The sequence below is a fragment of the Pseudomonas sp. HT11 genome (assembly GCF_044875395.1).
GTDB lineage: Bacteria > Pseudomonadota > Gammaproteobacteria > Pseudomonadales > Pseudomonadaceae > Aquipseudomonas.
In genome coordinates this window covers 4,156,344-4,173,051 of sequence record NZ_CP173217.1, presented here as the reverse complement: position 1 = coordinate 4,173,051, position 16,708 = coordinate 4,156,344, and the positions used below count along the sequence as shown (strand labels likewise).

The window sequence follows — 16,708 nt, the reverse complement described above, 5'->3', positions numbered from 1 at the left end:
AATGCGATGAGGTTCGTGTTCCAATGCAGCAACTTAATATCGCTGTGCCTTATGACGAACGATGCGTGCTCACACCAAGTGGTTGCGCAGTGGTGTGGCCGTTTCTGAATGCAAAGAAAGGCGATGGCCCCTATGAGCTATTTCTGGACACCAATGCCCTGAGTAAAGTGGATTGGGCGCGCCAGCTGCCGCAGCACGTCCGAGACCAGTCCATTCTGAATCCGTTGCCGGCGCTGATGGAACAGTGGTTTTCCAATCCAGAGTTTCGCGCTGACCCGATTACCCGAATAGACGCGATGACTCAATCCTTGTGCGATTTGGGCTTTAACTTTCGAGCGAATTTCGCCGAGCAACAAGTGGCCCTTTTACGCAGGAATGAAGCGGCACTGAAGACGCAGTTCAGCCTCATTTTTCCTTATGTGGTGATCATGAAATCATTGCTGTCGAGGAAGATGCCGGTTGATACGGCGCTGGCTGAGCTTGATCGAATTGGCCAGGCTGATATTCCGCGCTTCACTTCCAGCCTTATGTTGACTGCCTTAGGGGTTGTGCTGAAAAGTCAGCAGGCGCTCAAACTCGACGGGGATACGAAGCCTGCCTACTCGTATCTGGATTCCTTCCTGGCTTTCCAGTCGGGACAAAAGGTTGAGGGCAGCCACATCACAGTGCCGTACCTGCGCAACCGGGCGGGGGATTTGAACCTATGGTTGATACTGCCGACGCTACGCCAGCAGGGTTATTCATTTATTGGCACACCTGCAGTGGTCACGGGCGATAAAGTACTGCACCGATTGATCCTGCGCGTACTGCCACCGCTGCTGCATGTCAGTCAGAAAACGTGCTTTTCCATCTTTCCGGAGGGATTGGATGAGGCCCAATGCACGAAAATTCTCCAGACTGTACAGACCGTTGGGATCAGAGGCGAGATGACCACGGAGCAGCGCCGGCAGCGAGTGGCGGCGTTGTTTGAGTTGGCTAAGGATTTTTGTGCCAACGCTGAAGAGCGTGCGGCCGTAGACGAAGGTTGGCAGGAATGGTGCCTGCCGGGGCTTGGGTTGGATATCCGATTGGACTGAACTACCAGTGCCGGTCCTGATTGCTCAGGACCGGAATTAGTTTGGTGAACTACGCGTCGGCCGATATCACGGCAGTGCCATCGACGACTTCATCAGAGAGTCACGACTCGATCAACTCCCGCACCCGCGCCATCAAGGTGCTGAGTTGTGGAAGTGGGGATGGACACGAGATTTCCGTGTGCCAATTTCATTTCTTTGGTTGGTGAGTGGAGTTTTTTCAACTGCTTATTATTTGCTGGTTCGTGTGCTCCCTCACTTAGAACATCGAGTAACGCATTATGTGTCGATATCTGATACGATTTTGCTCAGCAATAAGTGCTTGGCTTTTAATAAATCAGTTAATGTCTTTTGGGATCGCTGCTTGAATTGCTGGTTTAGTGGTGTCAATTTTCGTTCTAAATTTCAACTGGTACCCTCAGGGAGGGAATTCTGTGACTGTAAAGGCTCCAGATGTGCTTCCTGCCATCGTTGATACCAGCAAGCCGCTGGGGCAAGCAGTTGTGGCGATGTTTAAAGGCGTTGAAGAGGAGCTTGAGGAATATCCTCCAGGGGCTGTGAAAATCATCATTTTTGGTGGAGTCGCGGTACACCTGTATACCAATCACCGTGTTTCGGTAGATATTGACGGCGAAATTTTTCACTGTGATCGATCTTTGAGCAAGGATGAGCTCATTGAAAGCCTAGGGGCTACGCCTGAGTCGTTCGTCGATCCTGCAGGGCGAACCCTTGCCCTGAACTACGATCTCACGTTCAATACCACGCTTAGGCCACTTCATGAGGACTATCTCGATCGTGCGATTCGCCTTGAAGAATTTGGTGACGCTTCTCCAATTCATATTTTCATTGCGGCCCCATTGGATCTAGCTATCTCGAAGCTCGGACGTGCTACTGAGCAAGACATCGAAGATATTGAAAAGCTCCTACGGATGGGGCTAATCTTGACCACAGATCTGAATCGACTGGCTTTACAGGCGATTGACGTGTACGTTGGTAACAAGGAACCACCACACTCGATCCTTAAGCGGATTATTGCGGATTATCTGGAGACTCACGATGATGACGAAGCGCCATAGCGCCACCGTCCTCTCGACTGAATTGGAACGGCTGGCGAAGCAACCTCTGGATCAAGCGGATGACGCTGCCTTGGTGAGAGCTGCTCGTGCGTTTTGGTACTCGAATGATAACCTTGAAACTGCACTGAACTCATTTTTGCGTAAGGGCAGAAGCGCTGTTGAGGTTAGGCGTGCTGGCTATCTGTTTGAACGACTGACTCAATTTACATGTGCTACGGATTCTCGCGTGTCCGAGGCCAATCGTGCTTTGAATCTTGTCGTATCTCACAAGCAGAGTCATGCCGTTGCAACAAAAGGCCGCGTTGATCGATTAGCATTGTCTTGGGGGCTAGATAAGGGGTTGGGCTTGAAAGTTCAAGCGCTGATGCCCTTTCAGACAAGGCATTTCGAGGCTACCCAGCGACAAATGCAAGCGGCGTGCTGAGTGAGTGCTGTAAAAAAACCGGCCGTTTGTTGCCGGTTTTTTTATATGTGTATTTTGTTGAATTGACAAAAGCGTAGATCGGGGTACCCTACAGGCAGGCCTGAGCCGCTAAGCGGCTCAGGCCTGCCTGTAGGGTACCCCGATCATACGAAATCACTCTCTTCAAACTAATACTTGAGAGAGTGATCTATCCTGAGCGCCAACTGTTGATTTGAGGCGGTTCTACTTAAGTCACGATACCTTCTCAGATTTGATTGTCGACGGCTTCTTTCAAAGTGCCGAAAGCGTATGTCGGATTCTGTCTGCTAAAATATTTTATTGAGCCGTAAATACAAAACTCAAGGTTAAAGTCAGTAACCGTGCGCCAGTAATATACCGTAGTCTTCAACAAATTTCTGTCGTAAGTAAAACTTCCGGTAGGCTTGTTGTACAGTATTGAAGTATTCCGACGGTGAGCCCCATGTCATGCTGCGTAGGAGATTGCCGCCATCGGAGTCCTCATTGTGAAAGTCGTTGTACTTGACCAAGTCCGTAAATTGGAAACCCAGTGCTGAAAGCTGCCGGTAGCACTCCAGCTCCTCCGGAGTTATAGGGCCGCTAGTCATTGCGCAATGCCCACTCATTTCGTCAGGGAATGCTTGTGCGTGAGCGAATGCTTGGTCCCAATCTAGCGCCAGTCGATCGTAATAAATATAGCCTTTAGCTTTTGGATCTCCTACTTGCTGCTCTTTGCTCAGAACACTAGTAGCCTTAGCGAAATCTTTATATAGCGCGAAATATGCCAGCGTCACGCCGCTCTGAACGGCAAAATCAATGGTCTGCAGTGCAGTTTCCTGCGTCTCCCATGGGCCGCCAAGCATGAAATAGGCTTTTGTGAGAATGTCCTTTGAGTGAAGTCGAAGGAACAGTTCTGAAATTTTGGCATTGGTAACGAGTTCACTCGCTGCCTTATTTTTTCTCCGTTGATCCTCGCTCCCATGCTCAACGCCAAATGCGAGCATGCGACATCCTGAGCGTTGCAATCGGTCTATGAAGTCGTCGAGTTCCAGATCGTAGGAAAAAAAGTCCTCAAGGCGGAAGATTCCACGCCAGCCAAAAGAATCACCAGTCGTTTCCTTGATTTTTTCTAGGCCATCTAGAAACTCGCTAGCCCATGCGAGCCCAGAGTATCTGGCATTGTTGTCGCCCTTTTTCGCATCCGAAGCTATCTGCGGTAGCAAGTTGTCATCAATGAACTGAATCCGAATATCTTGGTGCTGCAGAGATAGATTGCGAATTTCGGCGAGTACATGTCCGACTTTGCGGCGTTGCTCACCTCCGCTCTTATCCCTGCGTTCAGTACAGAAGGCGCAGTTCCAGTCGCACCCCTGCGACATGACCAGATGAGCCTCATGGAACGTCTGCGACTTCGACCTTGTTCGGGCCGGCTCATATTGGCTATCGCCGACGCGATAGATCCGGCGATCAAGCAAAACATCCGACCATGCAGTCCCCGGCGATTCCAGCGATGGTTGCTGCGGCGTGTTGCATCGTTGGATGCCGCGACCTATGACGTTCCAGCTCTTGAGGTTGGCAGTAATGCCTTGCGCTGCAGGCCACTGTCCTGAAGTTTTCAAACTCGCCACTAGTGTAGACAGATTCTCTACTGCATTGGTCGCAACGGCAAAGTCCCAGCTTGCCTGGGCGTCCTCCGTGTGCACCATAGAGAACTGCCAGGCATTGAGCTTGGCTGCCGGACCACCAATTACCAGCGTCGTACTATGTGTCCGGTTGCGAATATCGACGAGCATATTCATTGTTGATCTTATGGTGGAAAACACAGTGTTGAATCCAATCAGATCGAAAGTTCGCGCCAGGCTCAACACTTCAGCGCGCAGCTTCGGGAACCTGTGGCAGTCAGCGATCTGCACGTCGTGGCCTTGCGCCGCGAGATGAGACGCCAGCAGGCCCAGGCCTAGCGCAGGAGTGCTAGTTCGTGATGCGCCCGACTCATCATCGTCGATGGGGGGCAACACGAGCAGTATGCGTTTCACAACCTGTAGGGTGTCGGTACGTGTATCAGCCACTTCCGGATGGGTCCGGCCGCGGAGTTGAGGCGCTGTCCCACCCACGACGGGACCAATCAACCATCTGGCCACGGGAAAATCCAAGACGCTCAAAAGAGTTGGATTGCCGGCCTCTGAAGCCGATGCGCGCTCCTCCAAATAATGAGTCAGGAATTCCCGATGTAGCCATGGATGGCCCTTGTCGGCTCCGACAGCCATGTCCACAATTTTACCTAGCTCCTCGTTAAGGGAGCTTTCGATGCAGAGGCTCCCTGCAGCAATGGCAGCGTCCAGCCGTCGCCGCAAGGTGTGTGAGAACGCGAGATGCAATGCAGCCCAACGAATACTCTCATCTTCATCAAGGGCCATGCTATGCAGGACCTTGAGAAGCACCTGCGTCGGGAGGCTTGCTGTAGCAAGCGCTGCAAAGACGCGCTTGTCACCACGCCAATGACCCTTGACCTTGCCCGCATCCGGATAATAGTTCTTGAAAAAAGTGACAGTCTGATCGGCCACCTGTCGGGCCGGTTCTAAGTCCAACGCCATTAATGCTAGTGCTGTCGACGCAAGTCCAGGGTCGCCTACGATGGCTAGAGCAATGTCATGCGCCTCTCGTGTTACTTTCACGCAGCGCGCGTGTTCGAGCGCGAATGCTGGGTCACTTTCAATGTTTGTAAAGAGCTGCTTGAGTTCTGGATATTTGCTGGCAAGGCGTGCAAGCCGAGTGGGAAATGAGGTCGCCGCACCGGGTAACTGTGTAGGCTTGAAGAACTTTGGTGCAATCTCGCTCGCCTGGTGCGAGAACTCTTCGGCAAAGTCTGAGGCGTAGTAAAACAATTCCTTTATTAAAAATTCATCCTTCCAGATCACCTGCAGCATGGCCTCTGGAAAGGACTCCGAAAACTCCCTAAAGCTTAAGCATATGTTGGAGCATGCCGCCATGAAGCGCCAACACACGTCCATACGTCCAGACTCTCTCGCAGCTTCTTCGGTTGGACTCGTGGCGGCCATGCGATTACCAATAGTGCTGCCGATAGCGCGCAGCTTCATAAGCAGCTCGGCTTTACTCTCTTCATTGACGCTCTTGCCGGCATCACTAAGGTTGTTGAACGCAGTCGTTAAATCGCCCCAATCCTCTTCGAGATCCAGATGGTGTAGATCACTGAGAATACGCTCCAACACAAGACGAGACTCCTCCTGCTTTTGCCCCACGGCCTGTCGGGATGCCCAATGAACGGATCCAGGTAAGTACCAGCCAGTGCCCTCAAGTAAGTCGGAAGCGCAGCGCTTCCAGCTGAATTCACGTTTGATTAGTTTTGCCAGCTCAATAGCAGCCTTCTTACGCTCTTCGAGGTCAGTCATGATCTCGAGCAACACGTCGGCAAAACTCTCGATGTCCGCTGGATTGGGGGTGCCTGAGGTCGTGCTGCCCCCGATATTGACGAATTCGACACTGCTGAATGTCATCTCTGGGAATTGCTGCTTCAGATCTTCGAGCAGCATAGCGAGCCCCGACTGAGCCGAACACACGAGCGGGACGCCGGCACAAAGGGCTTCCCAACCGCTCAGTCCGAACCCCTCATGCCACGACGGCATCAGTGCAACATGGCAACGGGCTAATCGACGACGCAGAGCTACCTGATCGTCAGAGAACGGTTCAGCGTGTAACGCAAATGCTGCGCCCCTACTGCCTATCTCCTTTAACTCGTCTAGCGCGGTTTGATCAGAATCGGGGTCAACTCCCCAGGCGAATAATTGACCACGCGCGCGCCACACTTCAGCATTGATTGCACGTCCACGCTCGTATGCCTTTGCCAACGCATGAACAGCTAATACCGAGTTTTTTATTGGGTCATCGTCACGGTTAAGACGTCCCGAGATAAAAATGTGCAGGTCAACGCGGGAGTCGTGTGTCTGAAAATCAACTTTGTCTACGCCCGGTATTAATGGCCTAACTGGCGATCTTGGGCGGTGCGTAGCGCTTCGTGCTGATGCGAAGTTGCGCTGTAATAGTGGGCCCACCGCAAAAGCACAATCTGCGGTCGCGATGATGTCTCGCTGTATTGTGGAGCGATTGACCACATCCTGCATGCTCTGACTTTTCATGAAGGCGTACGCCGAGTAGTCCATGTGACCAATCACGGCGGATTTGACGTTAAATCCACTTCCAAGGTGCTCACTAAGCTCCTTGGCGCAGTCGATGGCCACCCGACCTGTTATGGAATCGTGTCCAACCACTAGTACTCCCAGTAACGTTTCTGGCTCGAACTCTTTGCAGCGTTTGGCAATGTCCTCCATGAGCGTGGAAGCGTTGAACGTCGTATGTTCGATAAGTTTGATGGCGACTGAACTGCTGCCCACAATTGGCTGCTGATTAACAAAGCAGATCGTCTTGCTGCCTTTCGGCAGGGCCTGAGTCATACCTTCCGCTAAGCCTTTGTTGAAGACGTTTAATCCACCCAGCTCGCTTCCCCAGCGGGTTGCAAGCATAGCCACCACGTACGCCATTTTGGCTCCTAGAATTTGTGATGTATTGGCGGTTAACCGCGGCGCTTAGCGCGTAAGGGACCATAGAGTAGGGCTGCTGTTGATTCAGTTAGGTTATTCATCGGCGCAAGGCCTGATTCCGGAATCATTGTCCGGAACGGAATGTTCTTTAAGTCGTGGCACCTCATCACCTGTGATGGCTACGGCAGTCGCTCCCTGAACGCGTTGCTCAGGATTGAGTAAGTTGAATCCGGTGTAGCCACTTTCGTCGATGTGGAAGCATTCCATGCGTATTCATCCTGGCGTCAAAGCTCGAACAACACGATTGCAGTTCCGAACTGATCATGCCCGAAGGCTCGCGTGCTGGCGAGGCACACTTCGGTTGATGAAACGACTAGTGATACGACGGAACGGCGACTTTCTAGAGCACTACATGTTCGTGCGACGCAGATTTGATCCAGTTGCCGAAATGCCACTGATCCAATCTGACTCCTCTCGAACCTTCGCCTACGCTGGATTTGTACCAATTTGGAGGTGGGGCAGTCTTGCGTCGGCACGTGGGTCAATTCGGTGTCTGCGTAAACAGCCTCTGGTTTGAAAGCAGCTGTAGCAGAGATTAGCCAACGCTTGGAGCACCAACACAAGGCCACTCTTGCTGTGCATCAAGTCCTGTTCAATAGCATGAAAGACGCCTCACTACAGTCACAAGCGCAGTCAGACCAAAAACTGCAGGCCAGTAAGGTGCTGGTTGACACACTGTCCGACGGGCAGGCCAGAATCATCGGGGCGTTGAATCAGCATACTGGCGCCCTGACCGCCCGCCTTGATCAGAGCCAAGCCAAGCTACGTCAGCTGACGATCACTTTGGCCGTGTTTTTCGGATCGATGATGGCCTACGTGGGGTATGAGCTGCTGAGTCGGTTTAGCTGATGCCTTGAGGGGGAGCCATAAAATCTATGGTCGCCCCAGCACAATGAGCCCCAAGAACCCCTCTGTTACTGAGATCTAGGTCAAATGTGTTCTAGCTCAAGCATTCAAAGCGCAGCTCGTTCAACTGGCTCCAACTTTATCGCTCCCGCCCAAGTCTCCATTTGGGCTTCTGTATCCCGGCGCGAACATTGAGCTTTCTACCCCATAGAGAGCCAAGGGATCACTGAGCCATAGGCGGTATGCATTGTCTTCAATGCTGTGGTCGGGTGAGCAGTCCACGTGGTATTGCTGTAGGACGTACCCAGCCATCGCTGCGCGCACTCGAAGTCTGAGCACACCGCCAGGCATCTCGTAGTCGAGCATCACAATCTGCGCATAATTCTTATCAGGGTGCGGCACGAGCGGGAGATCCAGCATTCTATTCCACTGATCATCGTGCTTTTGGTTTTCGTCGTTCTTGGGTTTAGCCCCCCACTGAGTCTGAGCCGTACCGATTCGAGCCAAAACGAAGTCCACAAATTTCTGGCGTTTCCGATCGTACGCTCGGACGTGCCAGCGCAAGCCATCGCAGCTGACCGCGAACGGCACGATTTCCCGCTCAGACTCGCCCGACCCCGAGGTATAGCTGATTTTTACCACCTGGTTGAGGCTGATCGCGCGCGAGATCGGCGCCAAAACCTCTACCTTTGGCTTGCTGAGCAGCGAAATGGATTCGTTCAGAATGAGTGGCTTCTCTCCATCTAGACCGTATCCGTACCCTTGGGAAAGCGCCGTGAGCACGCGCTCAGGCGAGTGCACGATTAGAGGCGAGAACGTCTCGCGTATCGCATAATGCTTGGTCACAGTGTCCAGCTCAGTGTTCTCAGGAGCAATCTCCCGATACTGCGCGAAGTCGCGGGTGGCAGCCGCCGCGCCCACCCCGAAACGATCCATGAGATCAGTTCGTGTAACGGCCCCCGTGAAGTACAGGCGAAAATCTATGTACACCAGGCGCTCCCGTTGCGCTTGGCTGTATTCGCTCAAATCAATCATTTGCTCTCCGTCTTGCCTTCTTACCTGTCCTGCTGAATATCCAATATCTGATCGGGCGCATCTAGCAACAATGATAACACACGAGTGCTTGACGTCATCAAAATGATGATGATATGGTTTGGTTATGGTTGTGATACATGTCTATCCATAGCACCTTAGGCGATTCAAAAAGGAGGCTTGGATGGGATGTCAGAACGCCAGAAACAGAAAGGCCGGTCAAGGTACGAACTTGACCGGCCTTTGGGAAAAGACGTCTGAATTGGTTCCAGATGTCTCTCGCGCTTTGTGGAAAAAGCTTGTGGATGGTAGCCCCTATGGGCTCCCTCCGCAAGGGAGCGAGTTCTGTGTTCGAGCCACCTCATAGGAGACATTTTATGTCCCAGCTTGAGATGTTCGAAAAGCCCGAGGCGGAAGGCGAGGTCATTTACCGTATGACGATCACCACCAAATCGGGGAAGGTGATTCGACGTGCTAACGGCCAACCGTTCCGCATCGTCATTCGCCCAAAAGCGAGCAATTGATTTAGTCGCTTAACAGAGCCCAGCGCCCGTTTTGTGCCCTGGGGCTAGTCGCTCCCATATAAAAGGATTACGACATGTCTAGATGTACAGCACCAGTACGTGGACATAACTCAGCTGCCGCTGCCTGTCCTGCATGCCGCTATCGCACCAGTTCCCGCAGTAGCTCTCGCTATGACGGTTATGGCTCGTCCTACTCCCCCTCGGTCGGCAATGGAGGTAGCCATGCTAACAGTAGCGGTGGTGGTGGCGGGTCCAGCAGCAGTTCAAAGCCGCGCTGGTCGAGAGCAGGTTCATCCGTATCGTACTCACCGGCCCAGGTGCAGTCCCTCACTCCAATTCGCGAAACCGTTGAGACGCGAGCAGCGGAGCAACCTGACCTTCGTGACGTCTTCCTGTGCCACGCATGGGACGATCGGCACGGACCTGCCAAAGAGCTGCACGAGTTGCTCGTGGCGGCTGGTGTCAAAGTTTGGTTTAGCGAGAGGGACCTAGGTCTCGGTGTTCCAATGATGCGCACAATCGACAAGGGCCTAGCGAATTCGCGAATCGGGCTTGTGCTGGTCACTCCCGCGTTGCTGACGCGCCTTCCCAAAGAGAGTGTTGCTGACAAAGAGCTTTCGGCACTCCTGGCGGGTAACCAGCTCGTTCCCATTGTGCACAACACGACGTATGAAGCTCTCCGCAATGTAAGTCCCTTGCTCGCCTCCCGAAGCGGCTTGGACACTGCAGAAGATTCAATGGCGGTGGTTGCGGCAAAAATCGCCGAGCTGGTAGCGCTCTAGCTCTTTTGCTCACACAGTTTCGGCATTCAGATGCGGATGCTCGTACCTTTTATCCTCTACGGTTTAACAGACCTGCCTTCGGCAGGGCTGTTAGCTCCGACTAAGAGACCGATTTGGGCCGATTGCTGCCTGTTGTCAACAGCTGAAGGCAGTCTGAGGATGCCGTCAACGGTCGAGTTGCAGCAGCAGTTTTTAGGCAGTCACCCAACGGTATTGTTTGGATACTTTTACCCGCGAAGGCGTTACACGAGACGGCTATCCATGGTGGAAAAGTAGTGCAGGCGATTCTCCATGGAGGGGGAGTGATTTCAATATGCCTTTATGGTGATGGTCCGAATGGAATTTCTAAGGAGGAGTGGGTTGATGGTAAAGGAATACGCTGAGTATGAAGTCCAACGGGCATTGCATCAGGTGTGTTCTGCGAATATCCCAAAGGATGCGTTGGAATGCTTTCAGAGAAATCGAGCTGCTCGGTGACTGGCGCATCATGTATGCGGCAGCTCAATCGGGTGGGCCGTTTAGCTCGGTAGCCGCGACGAGCGGTATATGCTTCAGCCAAGAAACCTTATGGTTTGACTTGTTTCGCAGAGCGCAAGGGATGCAATGTCGAGGATCTACACCTATCTGAACTCAATCAGCTCTGGTCAGCCGATCAACTTTGAGGCTTTTGCTAAGGAGTTGAAGAAGCATGGCAAGGGTGCTGGCTATCTGTTCGATACGTTTTCAACGTCGAAAATTGGAAAGAGCAGCTATCAGGTGGCTGTCTTGCGTGAGGATCGCTTTGCGGAGCTGATTCGTGAACACGCTCCATCAGAAGTTACGGGTCGTATTGGTGCTGCTTTCGACGGAAGTAGCCACGCAGCAGCAGTAAGCGGCTCGCTTTTGATAACACGAAGCATGGTCCATCCTCATCCAAGCGTAGTTCTTCTGAGCAAGCATGGATGGGAAGCACCTAACACTCTCCGGCCAGCGGCGTTGCTGGTGGAAAATCTCGAGAATTTCCTAGCTCTCAAACAGACCGTCGACATCCTGGCCGACTGTGGCGTAGCTGAGCAAAATGAAAGTTTCGATGTCATTTTCAGCGCCGGTAATCAGATCACCAACAGACTGAATATGCCATTTCTCAGCCAATACCAGAGGCTGTACTGCCTTTTTGATGTCGACTTAGGTGGGCTGACAATGTATCGAACCCTTCTCAAAGGGCTGCCAGACGGGCACCGGGTCGTGTTTGTGTACCCTGATGATATCGCCCACCGGTTAAGCGCTTCCAAATACTCACTAAATCAGCAAACGAGACAAGATCTCCTTGAGTTCGTTGGTCTATCCAAGGAAACCAATGAGCTGATCGGACTTATGCGAGACAGCCATAGAGCGCTAGAGCAAGAAACCTATTTGATGTTGGCAACGACAAAGGACTGATGATGTTGAGCGACTCCTACGCGTTTCAGGACGTATACAAATTCCACAGGCTGATTTTTGTTAACAGTGCTGCCTATGCCTACACCGTAATCCGCGTGGACAAGCACACCGCTTTGTGTGGCCAGAACAACCTCGGAAAGACCTCGATGCTGAATGCATTGAAGCTTTTTTTGCTGCCACACGAGAACTTCAAGAGCTGCAATAAGAAATTCGCCTTCAAGGGGCCGGCCGGGACGTACTACTCGACTGATGCTAGCTACAGCTACTACTTCCCGGAAAACCACTCCTTCATCATCCTCGAAGCGGAGAACATGCACGGCCCGTTCTGCCTGGTCCTGCACCGCGGGAATCGACCATTCTCATACGGCCGTATGGCAGTACCTTGCATGTATGCCGATATCCAGCACATGTTTTGGGACCTTGAGTCGCCCATCAATGGAGGCATGGGGGCTCCGATAGAAGGCATCTCACTTTCTGGTGTGCTTTCGGATCTCCGAGCTCGGGGCGGGGAGGCAATGAACGACGGTGCTGTCATTCGCCAGCGGCTCTTCGGTCAACAGGCTCTTAATCGTGAGGAGGGCCGATTCTGCTTGCTGCCTCTTAGGAATGGCGGTACCGCACGCGAGATCGACGCGTGGAAGATGCTAATCCACCTGGCCTTCGACATTGGGGCGAAGGACAACCGCACTCTGCCGGATACTATCGCCACGATCATCGAAGGGGATAAGGACCGGAAGAATGCAGAGCTGAGTGTCAGCCTGAGCGAGATCCTCGATGACTATGAGAACCTGAAAAAAGAAGGCGATCGCCTGGCGGACATAGAAAGCGCGCGGAGGTCTTGGGAGGGCTTTGATAGCCAGTTCCAACTGTTTGAGACGAAATCCGAACTGATCGTTCAGAGTATCGTCGATGTTGAGCATGCCTTGGCTGAAAGGCAGTCCAGCATTCTTGATGATGTTAAGGCAGCATCCGAGAGATATCAGGCTCTTGATGTGGCTCACTCAGCTAAGAGACAGCACCACGGTCTGGTCAAGGCTGAGTATCTGAAGCTGGCTGGAGCACTGAGTCTCCGGCATAAGGATTTGGACGGTGTCCAAAAGCAGCTATTCAAGGTCAGCGAGATTCTTCGGCGTTACCCTGGCACAACAGAGCATGAGGTCCGCGAGCTCTTATCCGATCTCTCCGCAGAGTTGACCGCAGAGTTCGAGACCCTGACAAACAAGGTTCAGAGCGCTGAGCAACTAGCCCAGGCGATCAGGAATAAGAACAGTCTTTCCCATCAGCGCGACCAACTCCGAAAAATTCTTGATGAACATGTGGAAACTGTTCTCGAGCAGGTCGATCGTCACAGTGCGTCGGTGCTGAGTAGCTTGAACTCGACGCTGTTCACCAAGCTGACTCCTCGACTCAACTCTGACCAGAAGCAAGCCATCAAAGAGTTTGGCTGCCTATTCCAGGAGCGAGGTTCTTTCATCAGCTTCCTGAGCCAGGAGACCTCATTTGGTTTCATGTCTTTCGACCCGACCAGAGCAAGGAAGCAGCACGAGCAAGACCTGATCAAACTGGATGACGATATCAAGGACTGTGATGACCTCATTCAGCGTCTAAACGATGACAGCAAGTTGACTGCTGAGCAGGCCAAGGATAAAGCCAAGAAGCTGACCCGCGAGCGGATTGAAACTGATGAAGAGGTTCAACTACTCAGTCGGCATGGCTACATGCGCGAGCAGCAGAAAGCATTGGAACTTGAGGTGGGGGAACAGACGGTAGAGTTGGCCAAGCTACATGAGAGTGTGGCGGATGCCGCCGGCGAGCTGGAGGACCTAGCGGTACAGGTTGAGCACGCAAAAGAAGTGCTCGGCAGGGTCAGGAAGGAAAACGAAGATCTGCGCAATTACCTTGAGCAGATCCGGAACGTAGCTGAGATCACTTTAGGATTCCTTTCGATCCGCGAAATGAAGCTGAAAGTTCGCGATACTTTCTTTCACCCTAGCCAGATCAAGGAGATTTCCCAGTTCGCTTCTGAGGTAGCCAAGAGCAGAGAAGCTCTGCAAGTGGCCTTGGATGAACTGCTGAAACGTAACTTGCTGGGCGAAGAGGGCAGAGACTTTGGCTACCATGCTTTCCATGACTTGAGTCGGATGCGTAGCTGTCGGAGAGCTTTCGCGGCGATGTTTGGCACCTTGGAAGGCGAGCAGCAGACCTACCAGGCCAAGGTCACCGCACATAACTCGAATACATCTATTCAAATCGACGAAATCAAACACGCCAGAAGGATGATCAAGGAGTTCGAGAAAGAGGTAGATGACCAGCTCTCGGAGTTCAGTGTGTCTGACCTCGAGGCGATCGAGATTTACTGCGTATTGAATCCCCATTTCGAAGAGCTGTTGGTCGATATTGATTCCATAAACCTCATGACAACCGGGCTCCACGAGAAGCGCTTGTATGAACGGTTACGAGCTTTCTGTACCGAGTTCTTTGTTCACGGTGGCCGTCGGGGGACCACCCTGGATATGAGCCTACTGATTGATCGGGTTGGATATCGGTACCGCAAGCGTGGGCATGACAAGTACACCGAAGAGGATCAATCCAACGGTACTACGGCAATGATTAACTGCCGCCTGCTATCGATTCTTCTGCGTAGGCTGCTGGTTGCGAATACACAGATCTGTTTGCCATTGGTAATGGATGAGCTGTCGAATCTGAGCCACTTGAATCTGAAGGCTGCGCGTGGCATCGCTGAGTCAGAAGGGTTCGTGCTGTTCGGGGCAACGCCGGAGCCGACGTCTACTATCGCGAAAGTAATCGAAAACTACATCGACCTTTCGCATTTTCTCGCCACCGACAGGGCATACAGCCACTTACGTCGAGTGATCTACACAGGTGAAAGCGAGTCGCTGAGAACAAAGAAAGATCCCGCCGATGCTGTTGCGGAGATCACTGCCGGATGATCGTAGCAGCAGACAAAACGGTCATGCTCATGATCGAGCATAAGCACATTTTTCTTGATCTTATCGACATCATGGATGAAGGCTCGGCTGGCGAAGAAGTGTCAACTCGCCTGTACGAGTCCAAAGTGATGAAGCTGCTTGATTCGCTGGGAGACAGTAAGTCCGATCGGCAAAAAATTGAAGCGGCCTTCGACGTGCGTAACCTCGTCCGAGCAAGCCTGATATTGCACCATGACACCAAGCGAGGAGTCATTGCCTTCGCCCCGTTTTTGATCGAGTTATTTCGCCACTTTGATAGATCGCGTCTTCGGCAGCTGAGTAGCGCCGATCTTGAGGCGCTGTACGACAGCTTCAATGATAGTCTTGAAAAGCTTCGCGATTTGACAGTGATTGAGCAGGGGAACGACACGTTCGAGGATGAGCTTAAGCTCCTCCGGGAACGCATCCGCTACGCTCAAGGGAAGATCAAGGAGAACGTGGACAGTCTTCAGGGGCAGACTCTTCGCCTGGCGGAGATCGTCGAAGTGATGAGCCTTGAGAACCTCGACGAGGTGAAGCAGGCTCGCGGTGCTTTGCAGGCGATCACCCGAATCTACGGTAGGCATGTTCTCCCCACATTGCAGTTCCTCAACGAGAGGGAACCTCTGAAGAAAGGCCTGCCGGCACTCACTGCCTTGCTGCGGATATCCGAGATGTTCCGCGATGCCAAGTTGCCAAAATTGGGTCAGCAGGTTCTCTACGCAGTGGCATCCATTCGCTCCTATCGCTACGACGTGGAAGTCATCAGCAAGTCTCTGCAGCGCTACGTGCATCAGAATGAACGTCAGCGTCGTGAGTACGACCAGGTTGAGAGCGTTTTCAACGATCTACTAGTTGCCTGTCGGGAGCTCCATGACGGGAAACTAAGGGGCAACCTCATACCTAAAGATCATGAGGTACTGGAGCGTTTCTCCACCTTCAAAGGCATGAAGAGGCAGAGAGCCGATAGCAAGATTGAATGGCACAACGTAGATCATTGGCTTCACCTTCAGGAGCATCTGCGGAGTAGCCTGGATTCACTCAAAAATACCCGAGTAACAACAACGTCTGTTGAGCCGGTTGGAGAGGACGTGCTCAAAGCCAGGCGTGCTTCAGACGTGCGCCGAAAACTAATTGGAAGGCTGATAGATGAGTGGCCTGTTCAGGTCGGGCCTGACGCCCATGCGTCGCTTCACGCACATCTGGCCCAGCAGATCAGCGACTACGAAATTGCTGACCTAGTGGAAGGCGTGTCTTGGCTAAAGCACCGAGAGGACATTGTGCTAACTCCTCGATTCCAGTTAGGGGTGATTGAGGACGACAGGCAGAAGTTGACCTATTACAAATTGAGGATCGAGGAGCAGGGCAGTGAGACAACAGCTTAGCCAAGCCATCTACAAAGAGTTGATGTCGGGGAAGGTGATCAACAAAGACACCTACGAGAATGGTGAAATAAAACCCAACCCGCTCTTCGAAGAGATGCTCAATAACTACGATCAGAGCTACAAGCCCTTGTACTTGAACATCGGGTTTGAGTTGGTGATGCGGAATGGCTTTATCTACATCCGTTCAGTCGAGCGCGATGAGGAGTACAGCGAGGTGGTCAGGAAAATACAGGTTCTGCTGTTGATCCTTGCTCGCGGACTGCATGAACAGGGCTACCAGCTTGATATTCTGCGCGACGGGGAAGCTGGTGTGTCTGTTGGGATCATGGAGGAGATCGGGAAGGGAGAAGACAAACAAGATGTCATGTCTGCCAGCAACATGAAAGGGGAGGCTCTTACATCTGCAGTTAGGAAAAATCTCGAGCAGCGTGGGATCGCCTACAGGAATGCAAAAGGCAATCTGGTACTGACTCATGCTGGATTAGCGTTCTTTGACGACGTATTTAAGTACAGTAATGCTGAACCAGGTGCAGTTATGGTGGCTTGAGTTTTCGGCTTTATCAAT

Annotated in this window: 12 protein-coding genes; 10 read left to right on the top strand and 2 right to left on the bottom strand. The window is 52.4% G+C overall.

Annotated elements, in window-relative coordinates:
* The first annotated feature begins 23 nt into the window (after positions 1-23).
* The 3 genes from ABWL43_RS19160 (at position 24) to ABWL43_RS19150 (ending at position 2,573) form a co-directional block, all read left to right on the top strand.
* Positions 24-1,076: a hypothetical protein gene (locus tag ABWL43_RS19160; RefSeq protein WP_404483659.1), complete on the top strand. Its 1,053-nt coding sequence runs from the start codon at positions 24-26 to the stop codon at positions 1,074-1,076.
* 431 nt (positions 1,077-1,507) lie between these two features.
* On the top strand, positions 1,508-2,149 hold the full coding sequence (locus tag ABWL43_RS19155; RefSeq protein WP_404483657.1) for a DUF6036 family nucleotidyltransferase: 642 nt from the start codon (positions 1,508-1,510) through the stop codon (positions 2,147-2,149).
* Positions 2,130-2,573 carry a hypothetical protein gene (locus ABWL43_RS19150; RefSeq protein WP_404483654.1) on the top strand — a complete coding sequence of 148 codons (444 nt, stop codon included), beginning with the start codon at positions 2,130-2,132 and terminating at the stop codon, positions 2,571-2,573. Before ABWL43_RS19155 ends, ABWL43_RS19150 begins: the two co-directional genes overlap by 20 nt.
* A gap of 350 nt (positions 2,574-2,923) precedes the next feature.
* Here the strand turns inward: ABWL43_RS19150 and ABWL43_RS19145 are convergent, their stop codons facing one another.
* Complete coding sequence (locus ABWL43_RS19145) at positions 2,924-7,126, bottom strand: radical SAM protein (protein WP_404483652.1); 4,203 nt, start codon at positions 7,124-7,126, stop codon at positions 2,924-2,926.
* Between the two features lie 573 nt (positions 7,127-7,699).
* Between ABWL43_RS19145 and ABWL43_RS19140 the strand changes: the two genes are divergently transcribed.
* On the top strand, positions 7,700-8,035 hold the full coding sequence (locus ABWL43_RS19140) for a hypothetical protein (protein WP_162947745.1): 336 nt from the start codon (positions 7,700-7,702) through the stop codon (positions 8,033-8,035).
* 120 nt (positions 8,036-8,155) lie between these two features.
* Here ABWL43_RS19140 and ABWL43_RS19135 read toward each other — a convergent pair whose 3' ends face one another.
* Complete coding sequence (locus ABWL43_RS19135) at positions 8,156-9,067, bottom strand: helix-turn-helix transcriptional regulator (protein ID WP_404483649.1); 912 nt, start codon at positions 9,065-9,067, stop codon at positions 8,156-8,158.
* Positions 9,068-9,441: 374 nt separating this feature from the next.
* On the opposite strand from ABWL43_RS19135, the gene ABWL43_RS19130 reads away from it, so the two are divergent.
* From ABWL43_RS19130 to ABWL43_RS19105, 6 genes are all read left to right on the top strand, one after another.
* Positions 9,442-9,588, top strand: coding sequence for a hypothetical protein (locus ABWL43_RS19130; RefSeq protein ID WP_178075653.1), 147 nt, complete (start codon positions 9,442-9,444; stop codon positions 9,586-9,588).
* A gap of 74 nt (positions 9,589-9,662) precedes the next feature.
* Positions 9,663-10,370, top strand: coding sequence for a toll/interleukin-1 receptor domain-containing protein (locus ABWL43_RS19125; RefSeq protein WP_404483647.1), 708 nt, complete (start codon positions 9,663-9,665; stop codon positions 10,368-10,370).
* A 603-nt stretch (positions 10,371-10,973) separates the two neighbouring features.
* Complete coding sequence (locus ABWL43_RS19120; protein ID WP_404483645.1) at positions 10,974-11,789, top strand: hypothetical protein; 816 nt, start codon at positions 10,974-10,976, stop codon at positions 11,787-11,789.
* Positions 11,790-11,794: 5 nt separating this feature from the next.
* Positions 11,795-14,740, top strand: coding sequence for a hypothetical protein (locus tag ABWL43_RS19115; protein ID WP_404483643.1), 2,946 nt, complete (start codon positions 11,795-11,797; stop codon positions 14,738-14,740).
* Positions 14,737-16,143, top strand: a complete 1,407-nt coding sequence (locus tag ABWL43_RS19110) for a hypothetical protein (protein ID WP_404483641.1) — start codon at positions 14,737-14,739, stop codon at positions 16,141-16,143. The genes ABWL43_RS19115 and ABWL43_RS19110 overlap by 4 nt, the downstream gene beginning before the upstream one ends.
* Positions 16,127-16,690 (top strand): condensin complex protein MksE, encoded by a 564-nt coding sequence (locus tag ABWL43_RS19105; protein WP_404483639.1) that lies wholly within the window; start codon positions 16,127-16,129, stop codon positions 16,688-16,690. Before ABWL43_RS19110 ends, ABWL43_RS19105 begins: the two co-directional genes overlap by 17 nt.
* The last annotated feature ends 18 nt before the right edge of the window (positions 16,691-16,708 follow it).